We start from the raw sequence: 19,592 nt of genomic DNA, 5'->3' as shown, positions 1-19,592 counted from the left end.
TTTGAAGTACTTGAAAGAGGCAGGTTTGGTCATGGGCAAAAGCTACGCAACCGTCCTGCCTGCCTCAAGACAAGTTCTTCTGACAAGACCCGCCTGAATTGTCCTCTGAATGTACGGTTTGCTTCGTCTCTGATTGAAAGCGCATGCGCCAACGCGCGGGAATTGCGTAACAATTCCGGATCAGAAAATACAACTGAAGTGAGACAGGTATGAGTGGCGGGGAGACAGGGATTCGAACCCTGGGGACGCTCTCACGCCCAACGGTTTTCAAGACCGCCGCATTCGACCACTCTGCCACCTCCCCGGCGCAGGCAGCGGTCTAGGACGAACATCGGTTGGTGGCAAGTCCAAAAGAGGGATTTCTTGCCGAAGCCGGACCCGCGGTCTTTCCTTGAAACAACCCGCAGGTTATGATTTGCGCAATGACTGCAGGAGGCCGGCAAAAGAACCGGTCGAACCGCGGTTGGGGCCAGCCACGCAAAGGCCCTACAGGCAAGGGATAACACAATATGAAGCGAGCGACAGAGACACGCTTTGGACCGCGGCCGTTGGCGGTGCTGGTTGTTGCAATGACTGCGCTGACGGGATGCGACGAAGCTTTGAACGCAGGCAAGTCTTCCTCGGAGGCAGCCAGTGACGATGGGCAGACCCAAAGCAACACCACGGAACTGTTCCCCGAAGTCGCCAGCGGCTCTCAGCGCGATGTTGAAGCGCCGGACGTCTTCGAAGTGACCGAGGCTGGGCTATGGGATGGGCGTCCTTCGTTGGGTGGCATCTGGGTGGCACACCCCAGCGCGTCTCAGCCCGAGCGGGTCGCCATCAAAAACACAAGCAACAACAAGACCGTAACGGGCGCCTTGTTCCGCCGGGAACGAAACCTGCCCGGGCCGGCCCTTCAGGTGTCCTCGGCAGCGGCTGAAAAACTGGGAATGCTTGCCGGCGCTCCTGCCCGTCTGCAGGTGGTTGCACTCCGCCGCGAAACGATCGAGCCGGAGTCTTCGCCGGAACCCGAAGCAGCCCCGACCGAAGAAACTGCAGACGCCGCCGAAGCAACCGCAGCCGAAGAAGTCACAACGGCCGGGCCCGACGAAAATGTCGAAGAAAAGCCGGCCAAGCGGAAATGGTGGCAGAAAAAAACACCTGAAAACACCGGTGCCGTGGTCGCCGGTGCTGCCGCGGCCGGAGCGGCCGCAAGCGCCGCCGCCGAAGAAGCTGCGCCCGCAATTGAGGAAGCAGCAGATGCGTCCGCGACCGCTGCATTGACGGATCCGGTCGTCGCACCGCCACCCGCCCAGAAAAAACGCAAGTGGTGGCAGAAGAAAGATCCCAATGAAATTACCGAGACGCCATTGGACCCGATCGCAGGTGCAGCGGCCGCCATTGACGCATCCGAGCCGACGCCGGCTGCGGCGGCCAGTGCCACAGCCGCATCGTCGAACCTGACCAAACCCTATGTTCAGATCGGAACGTTCGGGGTTGAAGCGAATGCGAAAGCCGCGGCCGAAAAGGTCCGCACGAACGGATTGGCGGCCGAAGTTCTGGAACTGGAGTCGGCGGGCAAGTCGGTCTGGCGTGTATTGGTCGGCCCTGCCACGACGCGCACCGAACGCAAAGCGATCCTCGGAGATATGAAAGACCTGGGCTTTACCGATGCCTTTATCGTGAAGAACTGAACAGGAGGGTCCAATGCTGACCTCACTCAAATCGGCTGTTCTGGCCGCGGGCCTTGCCCTGCTGGCCCTGCCGGTTCACGCCTTCGACACGTCCGCGCGCGCGGCTTATGTGATCGACCAGACGACAGGCACTGTGCTGTTGTCGAAGAATGCCGATGAACCGCTTCCACCGGCATCGATGTCCAAGCTGATGACGCTCTACGTGGCATTCGAAGCCCTTCGCGACGGTCGACTGACGCTGGATGAAACGCTTCCGGTCTCGGAACATGCCATGAGCTATGGCGGCTCGACCATGTTCCTGAACACGCAGGACCGGGTCCGGGTCGAGGACCTGCTGCGGGGCATCATCGTCCTGTCTGGCAATGACGCCTGTGTCGTGATCGCCGAAGCGCTCAGCCCGGACGGCACCGAGGCCGGCTTTGCGCGCTACATGACCCAACGCGCCAGGCAGATGGGCATGAACCACTCGAACTTCACCAACTCGAACGGCTGGCCTGCTGCAGGTCACATGATGTCGGTTCATGATCTGGCCGTGCTGGCCGACAGGCTGATCACCGATTTTCCCGAATACTATCCGCTGTTTGCCGAGGAAACCTTCGAATTCGACGGCCGTGCCCCGTCGAACGTGAACAACCGCAATCCGCTGCTGAAACTGGATATCGGTGCCGATGGCCTGAAGACCGGCCACACGCAAGAGGCGGGCTATGGCCTTGTCGGTTCGGCCAAGCAAGGCGATCGCCGGGTGGTCTTCGTTCTTTCCGGGCTCGACAGCATCTCTCGCCGGGCAGAGGAGGCTGAGGCCGTGGTTAACTGGTCGTTTCGAAATTTTATCGAGAGGACAGTTGCCAACGCCGAAACGCCGATAGCACAGGCCAAAGTGTGGATGGGCGCGCAAAAGACGGTTGGGCTTGTGCCCGGCGGTGACCTCACCCTTCTGTTTCCCGTTCTGGGCGATCAGAACGTGCAGGCCGAAGTCGTGTATCAAGGCCCGATCAACGCTCCGATCGCCAAGGGCCAACAACTGGCCGAACTTGTGATACAACCCGAAGGTTTGCCCGAAATCCGGCGCCCCCTTGTCGCGGCCGAGGATGTGGCGATGGGCGGGTTTTTGGTGCGGCTGATGACCGTGGGCGGCATCGTCCTGAAAGACATGATCAATACCCCACTGGAGTCGATGTGAGCCCGCGCGGTCTGTTCCTGACATTCGAGGGGATCGACGGTTCGGGCAAGTCCACGCAGGCCCGCAGGCTGGCCGAAAGCCTCGAGGCGGCCGGACATGACGTTGTTCTGACGCGCGAACCGGGCGGTTCGCCCGGGGCCGAGGAAATTCGCCGGTTGGTCCTGGAAGGCGACCCCGACAGGTGGTCGGCGGAAACCGAAATTCTTCTGTTCACGGCCGCACGACGCGATCATTTGGAGCGCACGATCGAACCGGCCTTGAATGCGGGTAAGATCGTGATTTGCGATAGGTTCGCCGACAGCACCCGAATGTATCAGGGCCTGTCGCGCGGAGATCTGCGCGCGTTGGTGGACCAACTCCACGGCCTGATGATCGGCCGCGAGCCAGATCTGACCTTGCTGATCGATATGGATCCGGAAATCGGGCTCTCCCGCGCCAAAGGCCGGCAAGGCACCGAAGAACGGTTCGAGGATTTTGGCCCGGCCCTTCAAAAACGTATGCGCTCGGGTTTCCTTGCGCTGGCGGACGAGTTCAAGGACCGGTTCCGTGTGATCGATGGCAATCGCGACGTGGACAGCGTGGCCGTGGATGTGAGAGAAACCGTCCTGAAGGTTCTGCGGTAATTCACGAATGAGCGACGACACACCCACACCGGACCAGGCGCCCGGCGCGCTTCACCCGCGCGAGACACGCAGACTGTTTGGGCAGGATGCGGCCGAGCAAGCCTTCCTGACCGCCTTTGCGTCTGACCGGCTGCATCACGCGTGGCTTCTGACCGGCCCTCGTGGCGTGGGCAAAGCGACCCTGGCATGGCGCATCGCGCGGTTTCTGCTGGCCACGCCGCCGCTACAGGATGACGGGCTGTTCGGTGCGCCCGTGGCTCCGACGACACTCGACATCGCGCCGGACCACCCGGTTGCAGCAAGGATGCTGGCCGGGGCCGAACCCGGTCTGGCCGCAATCACCAGATCCCTGAATGATCAGGGCCGCCTGCGCAACGAGATCGTTGTCGATGACATCCGAAAACTGGGGCGCTTCTTCGGCCTCAGTTCAGCGGACGGCGGGCGCCGCGTGGTTATCGTGGACGCGGCAGACGAAATGAATGTCAGCGCCGCAAACGCGTTGTTGAAAATGCTCGAAGAGCCCCCTGCCCGCACGACACTGCTGCTGGTTTCGCATCAGCCGTCACGGCTGTTGCCGACGATCCGCTCGCGGTGCCGTACCCTGCGCCTGTCACCGCTGTCGCCGGAGGACATGAAATCGGCGCTGGCACAGACCGGGGCCGAATTGCCTCCGCAATCCGATCACCTCGCGGCTTTGGCCGCCGGTTCCGTAGGCGACGCGGTACGGCTGATCAATCTGGGCGGGATGGAGATCTATGCCGAGCTGATCCAGATACTTGGCACCCTGCCCCGCCTCGACCGCCAGCGCGCGCTGGCTTTGGCCGAAGCGGCCGCGCAGCGCGGAGCAGCCGAGCGCTATGACCTGCTTTTGAATCTGATTGACATCGCCCTTTCTCGCCTTGCTCTGACAGGTGCGACCGGCGCGCCTCCGCAGCCCGAAGCTGCGCCAAACGAAGCCGAAGTTCTGTTGCGCCTGTCATCCTCGCGCCCACAAGCCTTGGGCTGGGCCGAGGCCGCATCCATCATCACGGCCCGTGCGCGGCACGGGCAGGCGGTGAACCTTGACCCTTTCGCCGTCGTCCTAGATACGGTGTTCAAGATTCAGGAAACCGCCGGTCCGAGCAGATGAGCGACACGCCCCAACCTCCCGCAATCACTGACAGCCATTGCCATCTGGATTTCCCGGATTTCGACGGCCAGTTGGACGCAATCATCGCTCGTGCCGCCGAAGCGGGCGTGACACGCATGGTGACGATCTGCACACGTCTGCGCAATGAGCCGACCGTGCGCGCGATCGCGGAAAGATATGCCCCGGTTTTCTACGCTGCGGGCACCCACCCCATGAGCGCGTCCGAAGAGCCGCTGGCGAGCGTCGACGAACTCGTCGCATTGTCCCGACATCCGAAATTTGTCGGCATTGGCGAAACCGGGCTGGATTATCACTACACCGCCGACAGCGCCGAAATACAAAAACGCTCGTTGAGGGTTCACATTCAGGCCGCCCAAAGTACAGGCCTGCCGCTGATCATTCACGCCCGTGCAGCCGACGAGGACATGGCGGCGATCCTGCAGGACGAGTTTCGGAACGCACCTTACTCCTGTGTGATGCATTGCTTCTCGTCTTCGGCCGAACTGGCACGGGCAGCGTTGGATTTGGGGTTCTACCTCTCCATGTCCGGCATCGCGGCCTTTCCAAAAAGCCAAGAGCTGAGGGATATCTTTGCGGCAGCGCCTGTCGATCGAATTCTGATAGAGACCGACGCACCATACCTGGCCCCGCCGCCGCACCGGGGCAAGCGGAACGAGCCCGGCTATACCGCTTTCACCGCCCGGGTCGGCGCCGAACTGTTTGGCATGGACTACCCGGATTTCGCCGCGCAGACCCAAGCGAATTTTGATCGACTGTTTGCGAAGGCGGCCGCCTACCCGGTTGCCGCATGAGCATGCTGCGGTTCACGATCCTGGGCTGTGGCTCCTCTGGCGGTGTCCCCCGGTTGGGTGGGCATTGGGGAGATTGTGACCCGCAAAATCCGCGCAATATCCGCCGCCGGTGCTCGATGCTGGTTGAACGGGACGGGCCGGACGGCACGACCTCGGTTCTGATCGACACGACCCCGGACATGCGCAGCCAACTGCTGGACACCGGAACCGGACGCCTCGACGCCGTTGTCTACACACACTCGCATGCCGATCATGTCCACGGCATCGACGACCTACGCATGATCGTTTTCAACATGCGCGCGCGGGTGCCCGTTTGGGCGGATGGCGACACGCAAAACGCTTTGCTGGGGCGGTTCGGCTACGCGTTCATTCAACCCGAAGGCTCGCCCTATCCACCGATACTCGACCTGAAGACAATTGACGGCCCGTTCGAGATAGACGGCCCGGGAGGATCAATCCCGTTTCGCCCGTTCAAGGTGAACCACGGATCGATCGATGCGCTTGGTTTTCGTATGAACAACCTGGCCTATCTGCCTGATGTTGCGGAAATCTACGATGATGCCTGGCCCGAGCTTCAGGGATTGGACTGCCTCGTGATCGACGCGCTGCGCCGGAACCCACATCCGACCCATGCCCACCTGGAAAAGACCCTTGGCTGGATCGAACAGCTAAAGCCGGCTCGGGCGGTCCTGACCAATATGCACATCGATCTGGACTATGCAGCCGTCGATGCCGAGACCCCGGACCATGTCGAGCCTGCCTATGACGGCATGGTGATCCGGCAGCCATTGTAGGACATCGGATTGCACGCGCTTCCCCCAGCTCTGACCGAACAGCCTGGATTGAGGTCGTGACATGTTGCAAAGCCTGATCGACGTCATCCTTCCGGTCTTTCTTGTGATTGGGGCTGGTTATGTCTCGACGCTGACGGGCTATTTCAAAGAAGTTCACATCGATGGGCTGATGAAGTTCACGCAAGGGTTCGCGATCCCCTGCCTGCTGTTTCTGGCCATCGCCCATCTGGACCTGAGCGCCAGCTTTGACCCGCGCCTTCTGGGCAGTTTCTATACCGCCGCAGCGCTGTGTTTCCTTGCAGGGGTTTTCGGCGCTCGTCTGATATTCAAGCGCGAATGGGAAGACTGCGTCGCAATCGGGTTCTGCTGCCTGTTTTCGAACTCGGTCCTGCTGGGCCTGCCGATCACCGAACGCGCCTATGGACCCGACAACCTGACCGGAAACTATGCGATCATCGCGTTCCACTCGCCGTTCTGCTACTGCGTCGGCATTACCGTGATGGAGGTCATCCGCAACCGAGGCAATGGCGGTATGCGCATGGCCCGATCGGTGCTTTCGGCAATGTTCAAGAACGCACTGATCCTGGGTATCGCTCTGGGCTTCATCGTCAATCTCACGGGCGTCGGCATTCCGGCTGTGGCAGACGAGGCCCTGAGCCTGGTGACCCGTGCAGCACTGCCCGGCGCCCTATTCGCCCTGGGTGGAGTTCTGGTCAAGTACAAGCCCGAAGGTGACCTGCGGACAATCGGTTATGTTTGCTGCGTTTCACTTGTTCTGCATCCAAGCCTGGTCTGGTTGTTCGGTACAGCGACCGCCCTGCCCCAAGATCTTTTCCGCTCGGGCGTTCTGAACGCGGCGATGGCGCCCGGTTTCAACGCATACATCTTCGCCAACATGTATGGCCGGGCCAAACGAGTTGCCGCCTCTTCGGTGTTGATTGGCACAGGCGTGTCCATTCTTACGGTATGGATGTGGTTGACGTTGCTCGGATAAAGACGAATTGACTTTGCGGGAGGGCGCCACACCTATCCCGAAACAGAACAAGGAAGCCCCAGCATGCCGACTGCCGTCATCGTAGCGCATGGCCAACCCTCCGACCCAGGTCCGGCCGAGGCATCTCTGGCCATACTGGCCGCTCGGATCGATCAACTTACGGATAGAGTCACAGTCAGATCGGCGACCCTCGCCGCGCCAGGCGCGTTGGAAAAGGTCCTTGATGACATTCCGGACGGCAGCGCGATTTATCCATTGTTCATGGCGAAAGGATGGTTCGTGACTTCTGCGCTTCCCAAGCGCCTTGAAGGGCGCGCAGTTCGGCAACTCGACCCGTTGGGCGTTGACCCGCAGCTACCCAACCTGGTGGCGCGCGCCCTGCAACCCTTGATCGACGAGCTAGGTTGGAGCACCACGTCCACGGATCTGCTTATTGCCGCACACGGCTCAGGCCGCAGCCGCAACCCGGCAGCCGTCACCCACGAATTCGCTGACCGTTTGGCCGGGTTGATATCACTGAAATCAATCCGCTGTGGATTTGTCGAAGAACCCCCATCGATCAGTGACGCCGCCCAAATGACCGGGGATCATGCGATCTGCCTGCCGTTCTTTGCCTGCACCGGGGGCCACGTGTTGGATGATATTCCCGCCGAGCTGGGCAAGGCCGCATTTCGTGGCCCGGTGCTGCCTGTGGTCGGCGAGTTGGATGAAATCCAGTCGCACATCGCGCGGACATTGGACGGGGCTTTCGCTGAGTAGTCAAGCAACCAGCCCATCGACGTACCGGTCTACTCCGGTGCCCGCGCCTCTTCGGAATAGAAGCGATGGCACGACCGACCGTTTCGCTTTGCCTCGTACAGGGCCAAATCTGCCGCGTGCAGAATCTCAGCCGGTTTCGGGGACAAAAACTGTGACGTGAGGGCGGTCCCGATGCTCGCCGAAATCGCGCAGGTCTCGCCCTCGAAAACCATCGGTTTCTGAAGGCGGCCAATCAGGCGATTGGCGATCCGTTCAAGTTGAGCCCTGCTCGACAGGCTTTTGAATATCAGAACAAATTCATCGCCGCCGATCCGGGCGACGGTGTCGTCGCTGCGTGTTTCTTCCAGCATGATCCGGGCGGCCTGGGACAGCACATAGTCGCCCGCGGCATGCCCCAATTCGTCGTTCACGGCTTTGAAGAAATCCAGGTCCAGATGCATCAACGCAAAAGTGGATTTCGTTGAAACCAAATGCTCGAGAATGTGGTCCATCGCGCGCCGGTTCTTGAGGCCGGTCAGAGTATCCGTATAGGCCTGTTCCTCGGCCGCAAGCATTGCCCCCTGAAGCCGCAGGTTCAACGACCTCGAAGCCTCCATCGCCGCAGACTTGGCCTCGACCAGGTAGAGCAATTCAATCGCGAGGTCGGTTCCCGAGAAATCCGCACTTGTCAGTGCATAGTCCCGTACAGCGTCCAGGATCGAGATCCCGAAGGACAGGTTGATAACCGCGCCTGCATCGTCAGGTAGCGGTGCCACCAAACCCTTCAATGCTGTGCGCGGTTCATCGTGAAGCTTGAGATGAAGCTTGGTACCTGCCGTCGCCATCAACGCCGGCAGAGTCGTTACAGTTCTGGGCCTTACCAGTTCAAAAATTTCCAGAAAACCGCTGCCGACCATCGGCTGGTCCGGGCGCAGTTTTTGCAGTGTCGGCCCGACCTGAAGGATACGCCCATTTTGATCCACCAAGGTGAACATCGGGCACAACGTCTCCAACATCCTGCCCAGTTGATCCAGATCCATCATCAGTTCCGCGCCCCCAGATCAAAGTGACGACCCTCGGCAAAGGCGCTTTCGACCAGAACCATCGAGATGACGTCCACCCCGCCCCTCTGTCCGGCATGCGTCAGAATCACGAGCGCGCCATAATCGTCTGCCATTGCTCGCAAAATCCCGATCATGACATTGGCATACCCATCCAGCCCGCGATGGCAGCGCAGTTCGAATTCGGTGGGCGAGCACTCCCGCAGTTCCAGGGGAGGCAATTCAAGGTCAGAGACCGCCAGTTTGACCCGGTCGGCCAGATCATCCAAAGACTGCAGAAACTCGACATAGGTAACGCCGCCAAAGCGCAGAAGCCGCCGCAATCCTTCCATGTTGGGGTGTGAGACCAGATAGGTTCCGAGGTCCTCCAGAAACTCGTCCCGCGAACGGTTCAATTGATCGCAGACCACGTCCAGCAGGCGATATGACTTTTCCCGGTCGTAGACGAGCATCGCTTCGAACTCGGCGAACCCAAGTTCAGCGGCCTCGGTCGCCCGAAGCCAGCGCTCACGCCCATAGGTCGCGCATACAAACGATTGAACGGCCCTGTTGATCAATCCGTGCATGAATGCCCTCAAAAAGGTTTCATTCCCGATCCCACCTCAAAGATCTTAACAAAGGCCAAATGCGGCAGTTCAAGATGCGGAAAATTCACGAAAATCTCAGGCTGAGACATCCTGCCGTTCCGGCTGCCTGCCCGGTGGGGTGCTATCAGAAATCGGTCGGCGCGCCCCCTTCGGCTTTGCGACGTGCGACGAAGTCAGCCAGTTCCTCTCGGATCGCCTCATCTATGGGCGGAGCCTCAAAGCTGTTGATGATCTCCTTGAACATCAGATGCGCCCGTTCGGCTGTCCAGATTCCGCCCGCGACTTCCCAACCCTCGTAGTTTTTCCAATCGCTCAGGAAGGGTTGATAGAACGCGGTGGTATAGCGATCCTGCGTGTGTTGGATGCCAAAGAAGTGCCCATCGTTCCCGACCGCGCGGATGGCTTCCAGTGCGATTTCGTCTGGGCCTGTGGCGCAGATCTCAGGCTGCATATATCTTTGGATTTGCTGCAATATCTCGCAGTCCATAATGAACTTCTCCGGGCTCGCGATCAGGCCGCCCTCCAGCCATCCGGCCGCGTGATAGACCATGTTGGTCCCCGACTGCACCGCCGCCCAGAGTGAATTCGACGTCTCCCAGACGGCCTGACCGTCCGGCACATTGGCCGCGCAGACACCGGACGAGCGCAAGGGCAGCCCATAGAATCGCGCCATCTGGCCGGTCATCTGGGTCGACCGGATGTATTCAGGCGTGCCAAACGCCGGCGCACCGGACTTCATGTCGACATTCGAGGTGAATGTCCCGATGACACATGGGATGCCGGGCCGTACGTACTGGAACAAGGCAATCGCACACAGCGCCTCGGCCAACGACTGCGCAACGGCCCCGGCCATCGTCACCGGGGCCATCGCCCCCGCCAAAGTGAACGGCGTGACGACGATGGCCTGCCCCCGCCGGGCCAGCCGCAGGCACCCGTCGATCATCGGGTGATCGTGTTTCAGAGGCGAGGTCGAGTTGATGTTGGTGTACATGCGCGGCGACGCCTCGAATTCCTCGTGGCTGAGACCGCCTGCGATGCGCACCATTTCCATGACGTCCTCGACGCGCTCTTTGCCCAGCGAATAGGCATGCATCGCCTTGTCCGTGAGCGTGAGTTTGTCATACAGGACATCCAGGTGCCGGACGCTGGCGTGCAGGTCAACCGGCTCGACCGGGTAGCCTCCGGCAAAGTGGATGCAGTTGAAATACTGCGTCAGCTTCAACAGGTTCCGGCACATTTCCCGGTTGCCGGGAACCTTCTTGCTGATCTCCATGTCCCAGTAGTTCGGCGGTGACGAGACATTTCCGAACAACATCGTCTTGCCGCCGATCTCGATCGTGTGGTTCGGGTTGCGCGGCGTGATGGTAAAGGTCGACGGCGCCTTGGCGACCATTTCCATGACGAAGTCACGGCCCATGCGCACGTTGTCGCCATTGACGATGCATCCGGCCTCACGCAGGATCTCCAAGGCTTCTTGGTTGTAGAACTCGATGCCGATTTCCTCGAGAATACGCATGGCACCGTCATGGATGGCTTCGACGCCCTCGGGGCCCAACGGTTCGGTTGGCCGGTCGATGTTGATAGGCGGATTCCATGGCATCTGGTCGATGACTGCCGCACCGCGGCGCGCTGCAGCGCCTGCGCGTCCACCACCCCTGCGCTTGCGAGTATTCGTGTCGGCCATCTGTTCCTCCGGCGTTTGTTACTCTCAAACAAGACCCGAAGTCCGGCCTCTGGCCGCTCTGTCTGCGACAGCCAAGGTCGGTTTCAACTCATGAACCGCCGATTTTCAGGCAAGGCGCTTTAACGAAGGTTCAGCCAGCCGGGGATGTGGCTGATATCGGGAAGAACGACATCAGCCATCGGTGCAAGATCCTCAACCTTTGCCAATCCAGTCAGAACACCGATCGTGGTCATGCCGGCGGCGCGACCGGCCTCCAGATCGTGCAGACTGTCGCCGACCATGGCGATCCGGTCCGGTGGGACGCCAACATGTTGGGCAAAAGCCAACAACTGGCCGGGCCCAGGCTTGAACCCGTGGCCACTGTCATACCCCGCAATGAAATCGAAATAGGTCTCGATTCCGACCGAGGCCAGGTGCCGTTTCGCCGGCATCTCGCCGTCATTGGTCGCAACACCCAGCTTCTTGCCGGCGTCTTTCAGGGATTGCAGGAAAGGTGCAAGCGCAACGGCCTCGACCTGAGGCGCATGGGCAGAAGCCGCATTCAAGGTCTGAACCAGATCCTCGCGGGACCAGCCGTCAAGGTCTGGGAACAAGGCGTCTGCGACCTCGTCGACGGTGCCAGCGATCACGATACTGTCCTCGGAATAGGTCTCTGTCGCGAAGTCAAAGCCAATGCTCTTTCCAAGCAGGGACGCACGCGCATTGTCGCCCTCGCTCAGACGCAGCAGCACCGCCTTGCCGAACGCCCCCCACGTGGCGGCGAAATCAAACAGGGTTCCGTCCTTGTCAAAAACCAGCGCATCAATCGACATGCATTCTTGCTCCTGCGCGGACCCGTTCAGGTCCAATGAACATCCGCGCCGCCTGACAGGACGCTTCGGGCCTGGGCCGGTTGATCGTAGGGGACAGCGTTTGCGTCACAAAAGGCCAACACCCACGAATCGTCAAGCATCAGAAATTCCAGCACCGAAGCAAGAAACTCGGGCTCTGTGGCGCGGTCCCTCAGGTCATCCGTCGACGCGCCGGTCGAACCAAGGAAAACAGGCAACAATTCATCGTTCCCAACAAGCCACCCAAGCGCTTTCAAGGCCAGAGTTTCGGCGAATTCGGCAGAGATCGGCATGATCAGGCCCCGGTTCGAAGATTTGGAAAGGGTTTGTTAACCAGACTCATAAACACTTTGGCAAGGCATGCAATCTACGGTGAAAACAATGTCCGTGCAGGGAACCATCCTTGTCCTCGACGGGGTCTCGACCAATCGCATCATGCTGAAGGTGCAGCTGACGGCGGCGTGGTATCATGTCGTGCAGGGCGAGAAGCTGGCTGGTCTTGGGGCGTTGCTGCGGCGGACCCGGCCGGATCTGGTGCTGACGGCCCAGACACTACCCGACGGAGACGCAGGCGACGTCAAAAGACTGATGCTGTCCGTTCCGGCCCTGCAGGATGTCCCTGTGGTCGCGATTGCGCCTCAGAACGATCGGACCGCCCGGCTGCGGAACCTGTCCGAGGGGCTGGATGACGTTCTGGCCTATCCGTTCAAAGATACGCTGTTGCTGGCGCGTGTGCGAAGCCTGCTGCGCGCCCGTGCGGAAACTCAGGATCTGAAGAACAGTGGCAACCCTCAATCCGTGGGATTTGCCGAAGCCCCCGCAGCAATGATCACGCCCGCGCGGCATGGTCAGATCGCCGTCTTGGCCCACACCGCACGTACTCGCACGCTGTGGCACAAGGCCCTGAACGGACGAACGCAGCATTCGGTGTGCAGCCATACCCTGCCCAACCTTAGCGGCGTCTTGTCTGGCACCATACCTGACGCGATAGTTGTCGAACTGAACAGCGATCCATCCGGCCTGAACATGTTGGCCGACCTCAAATCCCGCACCGGCACCCGGCGGACCGCTCTGATCGGAATCATTCCCGATGACAACGCCACTCTTGCCGCCGAGGCCTTGGATCGTGGCGCCGATGCAATTTGCCTCGGAGGGTTCTGCCCTGACGAAGTATCGCTTCGGGTCGAGGCGTTGATTGCACGTAAGGCGCATGACGAGCAAATGCGCGACTCGTTGCGCCGTGGGCTTGAGGAATCGTGGATCGACACGCTGACCGGCCTGAACAACCGTCGTTTCGCACAGACCGCGATGGACCAATTGCTGCACAGTTCAGTGCACAAACAGCGGGGATTTGCGATCATGCTGGCCGACCTGGACCATTTCAAATCCATCAATGACCGTTACGGCCACAGTGCCGGTGACAGGGTTCTGGTCGAGGCCGGAAAACGGATGAAGCGCGCTTTCGGACCAGACGGTTTCCTCGCTCGCATCGGAGGAGAGGAATTCCTGTTCGGACTGCCAAACGCGACCCGCGAAAAGGCGCTCAGGAAGGCGGCCGAAATCTGCAGCGGCGTCAGCAGCGTACCGATCGTCCTGCCGGACATTCCTGCCCGGCTTCCGGTGACGGTCAGCATCGGGCTGAAGGTGTGCGAGCCACCCTTCTCCCCACCTCCGGATGGCTCACTGTCGGCCGAAAGCCTGATCAAATGCGCGGACAAGGCGCTTTATGCGGCCAAACAGGCCGGCCGGAACCAGGTGTGGATGAAACAGAACGCGGCCTAAGCGGGTCAGTCCTTGCGTTTCTTGGGATCCGGGCGCCGCTTCAACACGTCTTCCAAGCGGTCGGCATAAGCTTTTCGTTCTTCGTCGGACATGGCCGAAACCCGAGCCAGCCACTGCTCTTGCAGTGCTGCTTGGATTTCGTCATTCGCCCGGGCTTGTTCTTCCAGCAGGTTCTGGACTTCATCGCGGTCGAACGGAATGGCCCGCAGCGCCTTGCCAAGCGCCTTGAAATCACGAGACCTTTTCTCGGCCCCGCGCCGATGCTTGTCAGCCAGATCGCCTCTCAACGCCTTGCGTTCCGGATCAGGAAGAGCGCGGTACAGGGCAGGCCCAAATCCGGGAGGAACATCGTCCCGCACACCGTGAAACCGCAGCGCAGTCCCGATGATCACCCCGGCGACCAGCAGGTTCAGGCCAAGGGATACCACCAATAGCACAGGCACCCAGCGCCTTGGGGGTTTAACGTCTTCATTCATTCCGCTTCCTCCAGAAACGCGGCCTCGAGACCGAGATTGGCGACCATGTAGGATGCATCCTGGGTCATTATGTAATTTGCCGGGTCCGGCAGAAAGGACGGCGCGGCAAAACCGACCCATGCGCCAACCACGCTGGCCGCCGCAAGCCCACTGAGCGCCTGCCAGCCCCCGAGACCGGCAACGAGATTGCCCAAAAACCCCTGTGACTTGGGTTTCGCTGTTTTTGTCGCCGCAAGCCGGATGGCCTCGGCATCCGTCAGGATACGAACGGCCAAATCGTCGGGCAGATCAACATGTGCCTGCCGTGCCTCGGCAAACAAAAGATCCAGTTCTGTATCTTGGTCAGACATGGTCATACCCCAACTCTTCCTGACGGCCTGACAGTATGGCCGTCAACGACCGCTTTCCGCGGGCAACAAGACTTTCTACCGCTTCTACGGAAATCCTCATGATTCCCGCGATTTCCGGATTGGACAACTCCTCGATATGCCTGAGAATGACAGCTTCGCGCTGCCGTTCCGGCAATTGTGCCAAGGCCGCTTGCAACGCATCCACGCGGGCGTTTTGCTGCATTCGGTCCACGACACTGGGCTGGTCGTCCTCAGGCTCTGGCACATCGTCCAATGTGCCTGCCGTTTTCTTCCGCCGCAGATCGACACACAGGTTCAAGACCACGCGGTACAACCAGGTCGAGATCTTGGCCTGCCCCGGAACCCAATCCGCCGCCACTTTCCACAGCCGAAGCATCGCTTCCTGGGTTACGTCTTCGGCCTCTGCCGTGTTGTTCAACATGCGCAGAGCAACCGAATAGCACCGCGGCCCCAACCGATCGGTCAGCAGGCGTGCCGCCAGGGCGTCGCCGGCGGCAAACCGCTTCAGCAACACGTCGTCGCTGCAGGCATCCGCGGCGACCGTGTCGCCGCGGACAGTGTGCGCAGAGGACGGCACGTCCTTCATCCTGCGTCAGTTGTTGTCTGGGTCCGGGCGGCCACCCTTCTTGTGGTGCCGACCCATTCCATCCCGTGCATTGGCGAACTCCTGCTCGGACAGAGATCCGTTTCCATCCGCATCAAGGCGGTCAAACATCTTGTCAGCCCGGCGCGGTTTCGGCAACTCGTCCGCAGTCAGAAAGCCGTCTTTGTCGGCATCATGACGCTCGAACATGTCGGAAACGCGGTCGTTTGCCTTCTTCTGAGCCTCGGCCTGCATTTCTTCGACGCTGATCTTTCCGTCACCGTCGGTATCGGCCGAGGTGAACTTCTGCAGGCGATGGGCCTCCATCTCGGCCTTGGTCACCTGGCCGTCCCCGTTGGCATCCAGCTCCTGAAAGCTGACCGGTTCACGGTCGCGAGGTCCTTTGGCCAGCGCAGCCGTCCCGGTGACGGCAACTGCAGACAGAATGATGGCCGAGATAAATTTTGCGCTCTTCATTGCTCGTTTCCTTTGTTGTCGCGGCCTTGTGCCGCTGCTTACATTCATTCAAACGCAGCCCGGCAAAGTTTCCGTCGCTGTCCGCAAATTTTTTTCCGACATTGAAACCTGCATTTCCGGTCAATATTTTCGAGAGGGTCGGTGCAAAGCGACGCACCCCCCTTTTCTGCGGGATGAAACAAGCGCAATATCCCCGAAATCCGAGCGCGAGTATCAAGATGACAGATCAAACCATCGACACCCTCTCTCAGGAGGAACGCCCCACGTGGCCCGCCATCGTGAAAGGGTTCCGGTGCAAATGCCCCAATTGCGGCAAAGGCAAGCTGTTGCACAGCTACCTGAAGGTGAATGATACCTGCGCAGACTGCGGTCAGGAATTGTTTCACCACAGGGCAGATGACGGGCCGGCCTACTTGACCATTCTGCTGGTCGGACACCTTTTGGCTCCGGCGCTGCATGTCACTTACGTCGGCCTGCGCCCGTCTCCGTGGGCCATGGCAATCGGCTTTTCGATAGCTTGCGTTGCACTGTCGCTGTTCCTTCTTCCCAGGCTCAAAGGAGCGGTCGTCGGCTTTCAATGGGCCCGGAAGATGCACGGGTTCGACGACGGCAAGTGACCCGTCAATGCAGCTGAGCTTCTCATGACCGTGGACAAATCCGCAATTCGCGACGCCGCGACGATCATCGTTTTGCGCGACCGTTTTCGAAGCCCGTCGATTCTGATGGGCCAACGTGGTGCCGCGGCGGCCTTCATGCCGAACAAGTTCGTGTTTCCGGGGGGTGCCGTGGATGCTGAGGACGCGCAAGTTCCGCTGGCCACTCCGGTACCCGAGATTTGCCAACAAAGGCTGAGCGATCAGGCTCCTGCCGGACTGCATGTGCCACTGGCGGCAGCGGCAATTCGCGAGTTGTGGGAGGAGACCGGCTTTATCCTCGGTGTCCGCGACACCTGGCCGGGTCCGGTTCCACAAGCCTGGACCGGCTTCGCGGAAAGAGGCTACATTCCGTCGGCCGAAGCGCTGCAGTTCGTGTTCCGCGCGGTTACCCCGCCCGGACGCCCACGCCGGTTCGACGCCCGATTTTTTCTTTTGGACGCAGATGCCATCGCCGGTGATCTGGACGATTTCAGCCAGGCCTCGGATGAACTGTCACATCTACAGTGGATTCCGCTGGAACAGGCGCGGGAGTTCGACTTGCCCTTCATCACCGAGGTTGTTCTGTCGGAAGTCGAGGCGCGCGTATCAGATACAACGCCCCCCGACTCCGTGCCGTTCTTTCTGAACAACGAAGAAGCCAGTCTGTTCCAGCGTCTCAAGGGCCACCCGATGCCCGAAACAGACTGAGCCGCCTTATTTCATTCGGCTTATTACAACTGTGACTTCGGGCTTTTTGCCGATTTCGATCTGTGCACTTTGTCGAACGATGCGACGCATGGCTTCTTCCAGCTTGTCATCGTCCCGCAGCGTTTTGACCTCAGCCCGCATCAGGAACTGGTTCAGGTCCTCTTCCAGCACCTCGATCAATCCGGCCCGCGACACGCCGGTTTCCGGCAGCCCCATGGTATCGCACCAAGGTTCGCCCAGTGGCTCATCGTCTTCGTCCAGGATGACAGTTACGGTCACGTGCCCGTTCAGAGCCATGCGGATACGGTCCCGCACCACACCGTCCAGCGCGCCAATCTTGACGGAACCGTCCAGGTAGGTCCGGCCGGTCTCGACATAATCCACGACCTCGGGCGCGTTCCCCGACAGATCCAGCATCGTGCCATTGACCGCCAGGACACCGGCACGACCTGCGGCCTCGGTCAGCTTGGCGTGTTCCCGCAGATGCCTGTGTTCACCGTGCATTGGAACGACGATCTGAGGATCGACCAAGGCATGCATCTGCTCAAGATCAGGGCGGTTGGCGTGGCCGGAAACATGGTACAAGCCAGCGCTGTCATCGACCACGTCGACGCCTTTTTCACTCAGTTGGTTCATGATGCGGATCACACCGCGTTCATTCCCCGGAATGGTCTTCGAGGAGAAAAGGAACAGGTCGCCATCCTTTAGCTCGATCCCCCGGTATTTGCCGCGCGCCAACTGCGCGCTGGCCGCGCGGCGCTCACCCTGGCTGCCGGTGACGATCAGCATCAGGTTCTGGCGGGGCAGATCCAAGGCTTCCTCAGCGCTGATCACGCGCGGAAAATCAGACAGGATACCGGTTTCGGTCGCAGCCTCGATCATGCGGCGCATGGCCCGGCCCAACAGAACCACCGAACGACCCGCCCGATGCCCGGCCTCGGCCAGCGTTTTGACCCGCGCAACATTCGACGCAAAGGTCGTTGCAACCACCATACCAGTCGCGTCCTCGACCAATTGGGTGATGGCCGGCCCAACCTCCGACTCCGAGCGACCGGGATGCGAGGAAAACACGTTGGTGCTGTCACAAACCAACGCCTTGACCCCGGGCTTGGCCACTTCGGCCCAAAGATCGGGATCAAATGCTTCGCCCACAACCGGATTGGTGTCCAGTTTGAAATCACCGGTATGCACGACACGGCCGGCCGGTGTGTCGATCACGAGCGCCGCACTCTCGGGGATCGAATGCGAAACGGGCAGGAACCCAACCGTAAACGGACCAGCCTTGATCTGCTCGGGCCAGGCGGAAACGGTACGCACGGCTTCGGGGGGATGTCCGGCATCTTCCATTTTGCGGCGGGCGATATTTGCGGTGAAGGCACGCGCGTAGACCGGCGCGCCAAGGGCCTCATGGCAATGGGCCACCGCACCGACGTGATCCTCGTGCGCATGGGTGACGAAGATCGCCTCAAGCCGATCCGCACGTTCCTTCAACCACGAAATGTCGGCGTAGATCAGGTCGACGCCCGGCGTTGTATCCATGTCGGGAAAGGTCACGCCCAGATCGACCAGGATCAGGCGTTCCTGACCGGGTTTGCCATAGCCGTAGACATAGGCGTTCATACCGATTTCGCCCGCGCCGCCGAGCGGCAAGTAGATCAGTCTTTCGCTGCTCATGCCGAGCCAGTATCCTTGTTGTAGCGATGGATCACGGTAAGCCCGTGCATCGTCAGATCGTCTTCAATTGCATCAAAGCCCACATCGGCCTGATCAAACAGCGGTGCAAGACCGCCAGTCCCTATGACCTTCATGGGCATTCCGTATTCCGCCTTGATCCTGTCGATCAAGCCTTCGATGAGGCCGGAATACCCCCAATACACACCTGATTGGATACATCCAACAGTGTTTGTGCCAATGACTTTCTCGGGTCGCGTCACGTCGATATGCGGCAGAGCTGCAGCGCCCTGGTGCAAGGCCTCGAGACTGAGGTTCACGCCGGGGGCGATTACCCCCCCGACATAGGCGCCATCGGCAGCGACCACATCGAAATTCGTGGCGGTTCCGAAATCCACCACCACGACATTCCCGCCGTGTCGATCAAATGCACCGGCCGCATTCGCCAGCCGGTCAGGACCGGGAATCGTCCCCTCATCAACGCGCGGCGCCACCGGCAACTCGCAATCGGGCTTGCCCACCACCAGCGGCCGGCATCCAAAGAACCGGTCGGCAAAGACGCGCAGGTTGAACACCACCCGCGGCACGGTCGAGGCGATGATGACGTCGGTGATGTCAGCTTCGATCCCGTAGTGTTTCACCAAGGTCGAGTACCAGGTGAAGTAAGCGTCGGCCGTGCGGGCATGGTGGGTCGAGGTGCGCAGCGTACACAGGAATTTCTCGCCATCCCAGATCGAGAAAACGGTGTTCGTGTTGCCGCAGTCAATGGCCAGAAGCATATGCG

The 19,592-nt window shown here is 60.3% G+C and carries 23 protein-coding genes and 1 tRNA gene; 12 read left to right on the top strand and 12 right to left on the bottom strand.

Annotated elements, in window-relative coordinates:
- Window positions 1-213, top strand: a 213-nt coding sequence (locus ACR0JC_RS10325) for a hypothetical protein (RefSeq protein WP_480763890.1), incomplete at its 5' end; no start/stop codon positions are given.
- Between the two features lies 1 nt (window position 214).
- Here ACR0JC_RS10325 and ACR0JC_RS10320 read toward each other — a convergent pair.
- A tRNA-Ser gene (locus ACR0JC_RS10320) sits at window positions 215-304 on the bottom strand.
- 265 nt (window positions 305-569) lie between these two features.
- Between ACR0JC_RS10320 and ACR0JC_RS10315 the strand changes: the two genes are divergently transcribed.
- The 8 genes from ACR0JC_RS10315 to ACR0JC_RS10280 all read left to right on the top strand — a co-directional run bounded on the left by ACR0JC_RS10315 (window position 570) and on the right by ACR0JC_RS10280 (window position 7,964).
- Window positions 570-1,673, top strand: coding sequence for an SPOR domain-containing protein (locus tag ACR0JC_RS10315; protein WP_254430758.1), 1,104 nt, complete (start codon window positions 570-572; stop codon window positions 1,671-1,673).
- Between the two features lie 13 nt (window positions 1,674-1,686).
- On the top strand, window positions 1,687-2,853 hold the full coding sequence (locus ACR0JC_RS10310) for a D-alanyl-D-alanine carboxypeptidase family protein (RefSeq protein ID WP_170341060.1): 1,167 nt from the start codon (window positions 1,687-1,689) through the stop codon (window positions 2,851-2,853).
- Window positions 2,850-3,476, top strand: coding sequence for a dTMP kinase (tmk, locus tag ACR0JC_RS10305; RefSeq protein WP_170341058.1), 627 nt, complete (start codon window positions 2,850-2,852; stop codon window positions 3,474-3,476). Before ACR0JC_RS10310 ends, tmk begins: the two co-directional genes overlap by 4 nt.
- Window positions 3,477-3,483: 7 nt before the next feature.
- Window positions 3,484-4,605 (top strand): DNA polymerase III subunit delta', encoded by a 1,122-nt coding sequence (locus tag ACR0JC_RS10300; protein WP_170341056.1) that lies wholly within the window; start codon window positions 3,484-3,486, stop codon window positions 4,603-4,605.
- Window positions 4,602-5,417, top strand: a complete 816-nt coding sequence (locus ACR0JC_RS10295; protein ID WP_170341054.1) for a TatD family hydrolase — start codon at window positions 4,602-4,604, stop codon at window positions 5,415-5,417. The genes ACR0JC_RS10300 and ACR0JC_RS10295 overlap by 4 nt, the downstream gene beginning before the upstream one ends.
- Complete coding sequence (locus tag ACR0JC_RS10290; protein WP_170341052.1) at window positions 5,414-6,211, top strand: MBL fold metallo-hydrolase; 798 nt, start codon at window positions 5,414-5,416, stop codon at window positions 6,209-6,211. The genes ACR0JC_RS10295 and ACR0JC_RS10290 overlap by 4 nt, the downstream gene beginning before the upstream one ends.
- 61 nt (window positions 6,212-6,272) lie before the next feature.
- Complete coding sequence (locus tag ACR0JC_RS10285; protein ID WP_170341050.1) at window positions 6,273-7,205, top strand: AEC family transporter; 933 nt, start codon at window positions 6,273-6,275, stop codon at window positions 7,203-7,205.
- A gap of 63 nt (window positions 7,206-7,268) precedes the next feature.
- The gene (locus tag ACR0JC_RS10280; protein WP_170341048.1) at window positions 7,269-7,964 is read left to right on the top strand and encodes a CbiX/SirB N-terminal domain-containing protein; all 696 of its coding nucleotides are present in this window, start codon (window positions 7,269-7,271) and stop codon (window positions 7,962-7,964) included.
- A gap of 29 nt (window positions 7,965-7,993) precedes the next feature.
- Here the strand turns inward: ACR0JC_RS10280 and ACR0JC_RS10275 are convergent, their stop codons facing one another.
- The 5 genes from ACR0JC_RS10275 to ACR0JC_RS10255 all read right to left on the bottom strand — a co-directional run bounded on the left by ACR0JC_RS10275 (window position 7,994) and on the right by ACR0JC_RS10255 (window position 12,398).
- On the bottom strand, window positions 7,994-8,986 hold the full coding sequence (locus tag ACR0JC_RS10275; protein WP_170341046.1) for a GGDEF domain-containing protein: 993 nt from the start codon (window positions 8,984-8,986) through the stop codon (window positions 7,994-7,996).
- The gene (locus ACR0JC_RS10270) at window positions 8,986-9,570 is read right to left on the bottom strand and encodes a heme NO-binding domain-containing protein (RefSeq protein ID WP_170341044.1); all 585 of its coding nucleotides are present in this window, start codon (window positions 9,568-9,570) and stop codon (window positions 8,986-8,988) included. Before ACR0JC_RS10270 ends, ACR0JC_RS10275 begins: the two co-directional genes overlap by 1 nt.
- 145 nt (window positions 9,571-9,715) lie before the next feature.
- On the bottom strand, window positions 9,716-11,275 hold the full coding sequence (locus tag ACR0JC_RS10265) for a trimethylamine methyltransferase family protein (protein ID WP_170341042.1): 1,560 nt from the start codon (window positions 11,273-11,275) through the stop codon (window positions 9,716-9,718).
- 119 nt (window positions 11,276-11,394) lie between these two features.
- Window positions 11,395-12,087 (bottom strand): HAD family hydrolase, encoded by a 693-nt coding sequence (locus ACR0JC_RS10260; protein ID WP_170341039.1) that lies wholly within the window; start codon window positions 12,085-12,087, stop codon window positions 11,395-11,397.
- Window positions 12,088-12,113: 26 nt separating this feature from the next.
- Window positions 12,114-12,398 (bottom strand): DUF3572 domain-containing protein, encoded by a 285-nt coding sequence (locus ACR0JC_RS10255; RefSeq protein WP_093964931.1) that lies wholly within the window; start codon window positions 12,396-12,398, stop codon window positions 12,114-12,116.
- A gap of 88 nt (window positions 12,399-12,486) precedes the next feature.
- On the opposite strand from ACR0JC_RS10255, the gene ACR0JC_RS10250 reads away from it, so the two are divergent.
- Entirely contained in the window at window positions 12,487-13,887 is a 1,401-nt protein-coding gene (locus ACR0JC_RS10250) for a diguanylate cyclase (RefSeq protein ID WP_170341037.1), read from the top strand.
- Window positions 13,888-13,892: 5 nt separating this feature from the next.
- Here the strand turns inward: ACR0JC_RS10250 and ACR0JC_RS10245 are convergent, their stop codons facing one another.
- Genes ACR0JC_RS10245 through ACR0JC_RS10230 form a run of 4 tightly spaced genes read right to left on the bottom strand, consistent with a single transcriptional unit; the run spans window position 13,893 to window position 15,794 of the window.
- Window positions 13,893-14,363: a periplasmic heavy metal sensor gene (locus ACR0JC_RS10245; RefSeq protein ID WP_170341035.1), complete on the bottom strand. Its 471-nt coding sequence runs from the start codon at window positions 14,361-14,363 to the stop codon at window positions 13,893-13,895.
- Window positions 14,360-14,713, bottom strand: coding sequence for a hypothetical protein (locus tag ACR0JC_RS10240; protein ID WP_254429904.1), 354 nt, complete (start codon window positions 14,711-14,713; stop codon window positions 14,360-14,362). Before ACR0JC_RS10240 ends, ACR0JC_RS10245 begins: the two co-directional genes overlap by 4 nt.
- Entirely contained in the window at window positions 14,706-15,320 is a 615-nt protein-coding gene (locus ACR0JC_RS10235) for an RNA polymerase sigma factor (protein ID WP_170341032.1), read from the bottom strand. The genes ACR0JC_RS10240 and ACR0JC_RS10235 overlap by 8 nt, the downstream gene beginning before the upstream one ends.
- A 6-nt stretch (window positions 15,321-15,326) precedes the next feature.
- Entirely contained in the window at window positions 15,327-15,794 is a 468-nt protein-coding gene (locus tag ACR0JC_RS10230; protein WP_170340413.1) for an EF-hand domain-containing protein, read from the bottom strand.
- A gap of 218 nt (window positions 15,795-16,012) precedes the next feature.
- Between ACR0JC_RS10230 and ACR0JC_RS10225 the strand changes: the two genes are divergently transcribed.
- Window positions 16,013-16,411: a DUF983 domain-containing protein gene (locus tag ACR0JC_RS10225; RefSeq protein ID WP_170341030.1), complete on the top strand. Its 399-nt coding sequence runs from the start codon at window positions 16,013-16,015 to the stop codon at window positions 16,409-16,411.
- A 24-nt stretch (window positions 16,412-16,435) separates the two neighbouring features.
- Complete coding sequence (locus tag ACR0JC_RS10220) at window positions 16,436-17,137, top strand: NUDIX hydrolase (protein ID WP_170341028.1); 702 nt, start codon at window positions 16,436-16,438, stop codon at window positions 17,135-17,137.
- Between the two features lie 6 nt (window positions 17,138-17,143).
- On the opposite strand, the gene ACR0JC_RS10215 is transcribed toward ACR0JC_RS10220, so the two are convergent.
- Both ACR0JC_RS10215 and ACR0JC_RS10210 read right to left on the bottom strand, forming a co-directional pair.
- Entirely contained in the window at window positions 17,144-18,811 is a 1,668-nt protein-coding gene (locus ACR0JC_RS10215; RefSeq protein WP_170341026.1) for a ribonuclease J, read from the bottom strand.
- Window positions 18,808-19,587, bottom strand: a complete 780-nt coding sequence (locus ACR0JC_RS10210) for a type III pantothenate kinase (RefSeq protein ID WP_093964922.1) — start codon at window positions 19,585-19,587, stop codon at window positions 18,808-18,810. Before ACR0JC_RS10210 ends, ACR0JC_RS10215 begins: the two co-directional genes overlap by 4 nt.
- Window positions 19,588-19,592: the final 5 nt, after the last annotated feature.

This window comes from Ruegeria sp. CH5 (genome assembly GCF_056537025.1).
The sequence above is the reverse complement of the archived record's forward strand: the minus strand, read 5'-3'. Positions and strand labels throughout refer to the sequence as shown.

Coding starts and splice junctions, on each gene's coding strand:
- ACR0JC_RS10315 (WP_254430758.1), top strand. CDS start 570: ATGACTGCGCTGACGGGATGCGACGAAGCTTTGAACGCAGGCAAGTCT.
- ACR0JC_RS10310 (WP_170341060.1), top strand. CDS start 1,687: ATGCTGACCTCACTCAAATCGGCTGTTCTGGCCGCGGGCCTTGCCCTG.
- ACR0JC_RS10300 (WP_170341056.1), top strand. CDS start 3,484: ATGAGCGACGACACACCCACACCGGACCAGGCGCCCGGCGCGCTTCAC.
- ACR0JC_RS10295 (WP_170341054.1), top strand. CDS start 4,602: ATGAGCGACACGCCCCAACCTCCCGCAATCACTGACAGCCATTGCCAT.
- ACR0JC_RS10290 (WP_170341052.1), top strand. CDS start 5,414: ATGAGCATGCTGCGGTTCACGATCCTGGGCTGTGGCTCCTCTGGCGGT.
- ACR0JC_RS10285 (WP_170341050.1), top strand. CDS start 6,273: ATGTTGCAAAGCCTGATCGACGTCATCCTTCCGGTCTTTCTTGTGATT.
- ACR0JC_RS10280 (WP_170341048.1), top strand. CDS start 7,269: ATGCCGACTGCCGTCATCGTAGCGCATGGCCAACCCTCCGACCCAGGT.
- ACR0JC_RS10275 (WP_170341046.1), bottom strand. CDS start 8,986: ATGATGGATCTGGATCAACTGGGCAGGATGTTGGAGACGTTGTGCCCG.
- ACR0JC_RS10270 (WP_170341044.1), bottom strand. CDS start 9,570: ATGCACGGATTGATCAACAGGGCCGTTCAATCGTTTGTATGCGCGACC.
- ACR0JC_RS10265 (WP_170341042.1), bottom strand. CDS start 11,275: ATGGCCGACACGAATACTCGCAAGCGCAGGGGTGGTGGACGCGCAGGC.
- ACR0JC_RS10260 (WP_170341039.1), bottom strand. CDS start 12,087: ATGTCGATTGATGCGCTGGTTTTTGACAAGGACGGAACCCTGTTTGAT.
- ACR0JC_RS10255 (WP_093964931.1), bottom strand. CDS start 12,398: ATGCCGATCTCTGCCGAATTCGCCGAAACTCTGGCCTTGAAAGCGCTT.
- ACR0JC_RS10250 (WP_170341037.1), top strand. CDS start 12,487: ATGTCCGTGCAGGGAACCATCCTTGTCCTCGACGGGGTCTCGACCAAT.
- ACR0JC_RS10245 (WP_170341035.1), bottom strand. CDS start 14,363: ATGAATGAAGACGTTAAACCCCCAAGGCGCTGGGTGCCTGTGCTATTG.
- ACR0JC_RS10240 (WP_254429904.1), bottom strand. CDS start 14,713: ATGTCTGACCAAGATACAGAACTGGATCTTTTGTTTGCCGAGGCACGG.
- ACR0JC_RS10235 (WP_170341032.1), bottom strand. CDS start 15,320: ATGAAGGACGTGCCGTCCTCTGCGCACACTGTCCGCGGCGACACGGTC.
- ACR0JC_RS10230 (WP_170340413.1), bottom strand. CDS start 15,794: ATGAAGAGCGCAAAATTTATCTCGGCCATCATTCTGTCTGCAGTTGCC.
- ACR0JC_RS10225 (WP_170341030.1), top strand. CDS start 16,013: ATGACAGATCAAACCATCGACACCCTCTCTCAGGAGGAACGCCCCACG.
- ACR0JC_RS10220 (WP_170341028.1), top strand. CDS start 16,436: ATGACCGTGGACAAATCCGCAATTCGCGACGCCGCGACGATCATCGTT.
- ACR0JC_RS10215 (WP_170341026.1), bottom strand. CDS start 18,811: ATGAGCAGCGAAAGACTGATCTACTTGCCGCTCGGCGGCGCGGGCGAA.
- ACR0JC_RS10210 (WP_093964922.1), bottom strand. CDS start 19,587: ATGCTTCTGGCCATTGACTGCGGCAACACGAACACCGTTTTCTCGATC.